This window comes from Vibrio genomosp. F10 str. 9ZD137 (assembly GCF_049974785.1).
GTDB lineage: Bacteria > Pseudomonadota > Gammaproteobacteria > Enterobacterales > Vibrionaceae > Vibrio.
The window spans coordinates 1-3,504 of the sequence record NZ_JBNGCJ010000764.1 but is presented as its reverse complement, the minus strand read 5'-3'; the positions used below and the strand labels follow the sequence as shown (position 1 = coordinate 3,504).

At 41.6% G+C, this 3,504-nt stretch carries 5 protein-coding genes; 3 read left to right on the top strand and 2 right to left on the bottom strand.

The genetic code is table 11. The features are described 5' to 3' along the window. On the top strand, positions 1-865 hold an 865-nt coding region (thrC, locus tag ACP45E_RS17925; protein WP_069585362.1), incomplete at its 5' end, for a threonine synthase. A gap of 123 nt (positions 866-988) precedes the next feature. Here the strand turns inward: thrC and grcA are convergent. Then, the gene (gene grcA, locus ACP45E_RS17920) at positions 989-1,366 is read right to left on the bottom strand and encodes an autonomous glycyl radical cofactor GrcA (protein ID WP_017035416.1); all 378 of its coding nucleotides are present in this window, start codon (positions 1,364-1,366) and stop codon (positions 989-991) included. A 288-nt stretch (positions 1,367-1,654) separates the two neighbouring features. On the opposite strand from grcA, the gene nfo reads away from it, so the two are divergent. Further along, positions 1,655-2,581, top strand: coding sequence for a deoxyribonuclease IV (gene nfo, locus ACP45E_RS17915; protein WP_017037348.1), 927 nt, complete (start codon positions 1,655-1,657; stop codon positions 2,579-2,581). A gap of 50 nt (positions 2,582-2,631) precedes the next feature. Here the strand turns inward: nfo and ACP45E_RS17910 are convergent, their stop codons facing one another. Beyond that, positions 2,632-2,787 (bottom strand): hypothetical protein, encoded by a 156-nt coding sequence (locus ACP45E_RS17910; protein WP_017035414.1) that lies wholly within the window; start codon positions 2,785-2,787, stop codon positions 2,632-2,634. Between the two features lie 137 nt (positions 2,788-2,924). On the opposite strand from ACP45E_RS17910, the gene ung reads away from it, so the two are divergent. Further along, positions 2,925-3,504, top strand: a 580-nt coding sequence (ung, locus tag ACP45E_RS17905) for a uracil-DNA glycosylase (protein ID WP_069585360.1), incomplete at its 3' end; no start/stop codon positions are given.

The window sequence follows — 3,504 nt, the reverse complement described above, 5'->3', positions numbered from 1 at the left end:
CCATGCCTTTTATGGTATGGAAGACATTAACGTTGTGATTCTTTATCCGAAAGGAAAGATCAGCCCACTGCAAGAAAAGCTATTTTGTACCCTGGGTGGAAATATTCACACTGTGGCGATTGATGGTGATTTTGATGCTTGTCAGGCTCTTGTAAAACAGTCTTTCGATGATGCTCAGTTACGTGAAGATATTGGTTTAAACTCGGCGAACTCTATTAATATTAGCCGTTTAATGGCTCAGATTTGTTATTACTTTGAGGCAGCCTCTCAACTGAGTAAGCAAGAACGTGAAAACTTGGTGGTTTCTGTTCCTAGTGGCAATTTTGGTAATTTAACAGCAGGTCTACTTGCCAAAGCACTAGGCCTGCCAATTAAGCGCTTTATCGCTGCAACCAACGCGAATGATACGGTTCCACGTTACTTAGAAACGGGTAAGTGGGATCCAAAACCAACCGTTGCAACAACGTCAAATGCGATGGATGTGAGTCAACCCAACAACTGGCCACGTATCGAAGAGCTGTGCCAATTAAAAGGTTGGGGTCTTGATACGCTAGGTAAAGGCATGGTAACTGATGAGCAAAGTGCAGAGTCTGTCCGTGATTTGCATAACGAAGGCTATTTATGTGAACCGCATGGTGCAATCGCTTACCGTGTTTTAAGTGAACAGCTGCAAGACGGTGAAACAGGCTTATTCTTGTGTACCGCTCACCCTGCTAAGTTTAAAGAAGTGGTCGATGAGATCTTATCTACCGATATTGATGTCCCAGGGCCTTTAGCTAAGCACGGAGCGATGGAATTGTTGTCAGAAGATCTGGCTGATGACTTTGATGCGCTTAAAGCGGTATTACGCCGAGTACAGAGTTAACAGAATGATACGAATAAGCCTCGAAATTAACTGATGGGGCTTACAACTAGAAAAGCGGCGCTATCTGATAGCGCCGCTTTTTTATATCACTTGAAACTTATGTCACTTTAAACTTTCGTTTAATTATAGAGACTCAGTGAAAGTACGTGCGATAACGTCTTTCTGCTGTTCAGTGGTGAGTGAGTTAAAACGCACCGCGTAACCAGAAACACGAATAGTAAGCTGTGGGTAGTTTTCTGGATGTGCAATAGCATCTTCCAGAGTTTCACGCTTAAGAACGTTAACATTCAGGTGTTGACCACCTTCAATTTTAGCGGGAGTTTCGATGGCAACTTCACGGCTTTCGTACTCGCCAAGATCGCTAATAGCAACAACTTGGTCTGCTTCGTAACCGCTTGCAGCAGCAACACAACGAGCTTCGTTTGTCTCGCTGTCTAGCAGCCAAATTGAGTTAAGTAGATCGTCGTTTGCAGCCGTTGTAATTTGAATACCTTGGATCATAACTTTCTCCTAGTCCACGTACGTGGTACTTGTTGTTAAATTTTAAGTTGAGCAAAAAATTCTTATCTGATGCCGTCTATTTTAATATTGATTTGGGTCAAAAGACAACCAAAAACATTATCTTTATTAAGGTTATTTTATTGATCTGGATCAATAAGTGACTGTTAAATAATGAATTATAAAATATTTTATAGATTAAAATAAATTTTAACGTGATCTTTGTTGTAATTTTACAACATTGAAGAAAGATGATTTTTGGATAAAAACACGCTATAAAACGACGAAATAATGAATAAAATCAAGTTTGTGAATGATCGATTAGACGGTGAGTTTGTGGCAATGAATATAAAAAACTATGGTAACAAGTTGATAGGGGCTCATGTATCGGCAGCGGGTGGTGTTGATCTCGCACCATTGAGAGCGAGAGAAATTGGAGCGAATGCTTTTGCATTATTCACTAAAAATCAAAGGCAATGGAAAGCCAAGCCGCTTGAGGCCAACACCATTAGCGCATTTAAAGCGAACTGTAAAATGCTGGGCTTTACCACAGAACATATTCTTCCTCATGATTCGTATCTTATAAACCTTGGTGCCCCAGAAGAAGAAAAGCTTCTTAAATCGAGAGCCGCGTTTATTGATGAAATGGAACGATGTGAACAATTGGGTCTGACTCTGCTGAATTTTCATCCTGGGAGCCATTTAAAGAAGATCTCTGAGGATGAGTGTCTAGCTTTGATTGCAGAATCGATAAACTTAGCGCACCAAGCCGTTCCCAATGTGATTGCCGTCATTGAGAATACTGCAGGGCAGGGGACTAATCTGGGATGGCGTTTTGAACACCTAGCGGCAATTATTGAGCAAGTTGAAGATAAAACGCGCGTCGGAGTCTGCCTCGATACTTGCCACACCTTCAGTGCAGGGTATGACTTACGTAATAAAGAAGCGTGCGACAAAACGTTCGATGAATTCGATCGTGTCGTTGGTATGCACTATCTTCGTGCGATGCATATTAATGATTCTAAAGTAGAATTGGCTAGTCGTGTGGATCGTCACCATTCACTAGGGAAAGGGGAAATAGGTTGGAGCTGCTTTGAATACATCGCTAAAGATCCACGCTTTGATTATATCCCATTGATTTTAGAAACAATTGATCCAGATATTTGGCCTGATGAAATAAACACATTGAGAAACATTCATTTAAACTCAATCAGTTAATTGTGGGTTTGTAAAAGTTGGCACTGATCTTTCATTACTCCTCATGAGAGTCAACATTTGATAGCGAGACGGCGTAATAAGCCAAATTCATGTTGAGCTAGAAAAGCGTTGATGGCTGCATATTTAATGGTTGTACAAAAGAGGAGTGCCATTATGTCAACGAGAACCCATACACCGAGTGCTTTTACGTCAAGAGCGTCACGCATGCCAACCCCTAATCGTCATATTACGGGGCCTGGCCATTTTCGAACCCCCCAAAAAACATCGTGAGTAAGATCGGATCCCTGTAAATTGCATACATTCTGTATAAAATGGATAAAACTGCAATTTATAGGGATACTTGATGACGCGTTCTCTTCAATGGTGTGATTTTATCGATGCCGAAAAACAATTAGACTACTTTACCGAGATGATGGCGTTTATATCAAACGAACGTTTGTCTGGAAAATCCATTTACCCAACGCCAGACCATGTGTTTAGTGCGTTTGAGCTTACGCCTTTTGATAAGGTTAAAGTCGTTATTATTGGTCAAGACCCTTATCACGGCCCAGATCAGGCTCACGGGTTAAGCTTTTCTGTTCTCCCTAATGTGAAAACTCCCCCTTCACTGTCCAACATGTACAAAGAGTTAGCACAAGATATTGAAGGCTTTGAGATCCCCGAGCATGGATACCTTCAGAAGTGGGCCGAGCAAGGTGTGTTGTTACTAAATACAGTGCTCACTGTCGAGCAAGGTAAAGCGCACTCTCATTCCAAAATTGGTTGGGAACGGTTTACCGACAAAGTGATTGATACATTAGCTCAGCAAGGTGAAGGCATTGTGTTTTTACTCTGGGGAGCGCATGCCCAGAAGAAGGGAAGATTTATTGATCAAAATAGCCATTACGTTTTAAGCGCACCTCATCCAAGATCGGAAGAGCGGT

Excerpts from the sequence above, each read along its gene's own strand:
- grcA (WP_017035416.1), bottom strand. The coding sequence starts at position 1,366 with ATGATCCAAGGTATTCAAATTACAACGGCTGCAAACGACGATCTACTT.
- nfo (WP_017037348.1), top strand. The coding sequence starts at position 1,655 with ATGAATAAAATCAAGTTTGTGAATGATCGATTAGACGGTGAGTTTGTG.
- ACP45E_RS17910 (WP_017035414.1), bottom strand. The coding sequence starts at position 2,787 with ATGCGTGACGCTCTTGACGTAAAAGCACTCGGTGTATGGGTTCTCGTT.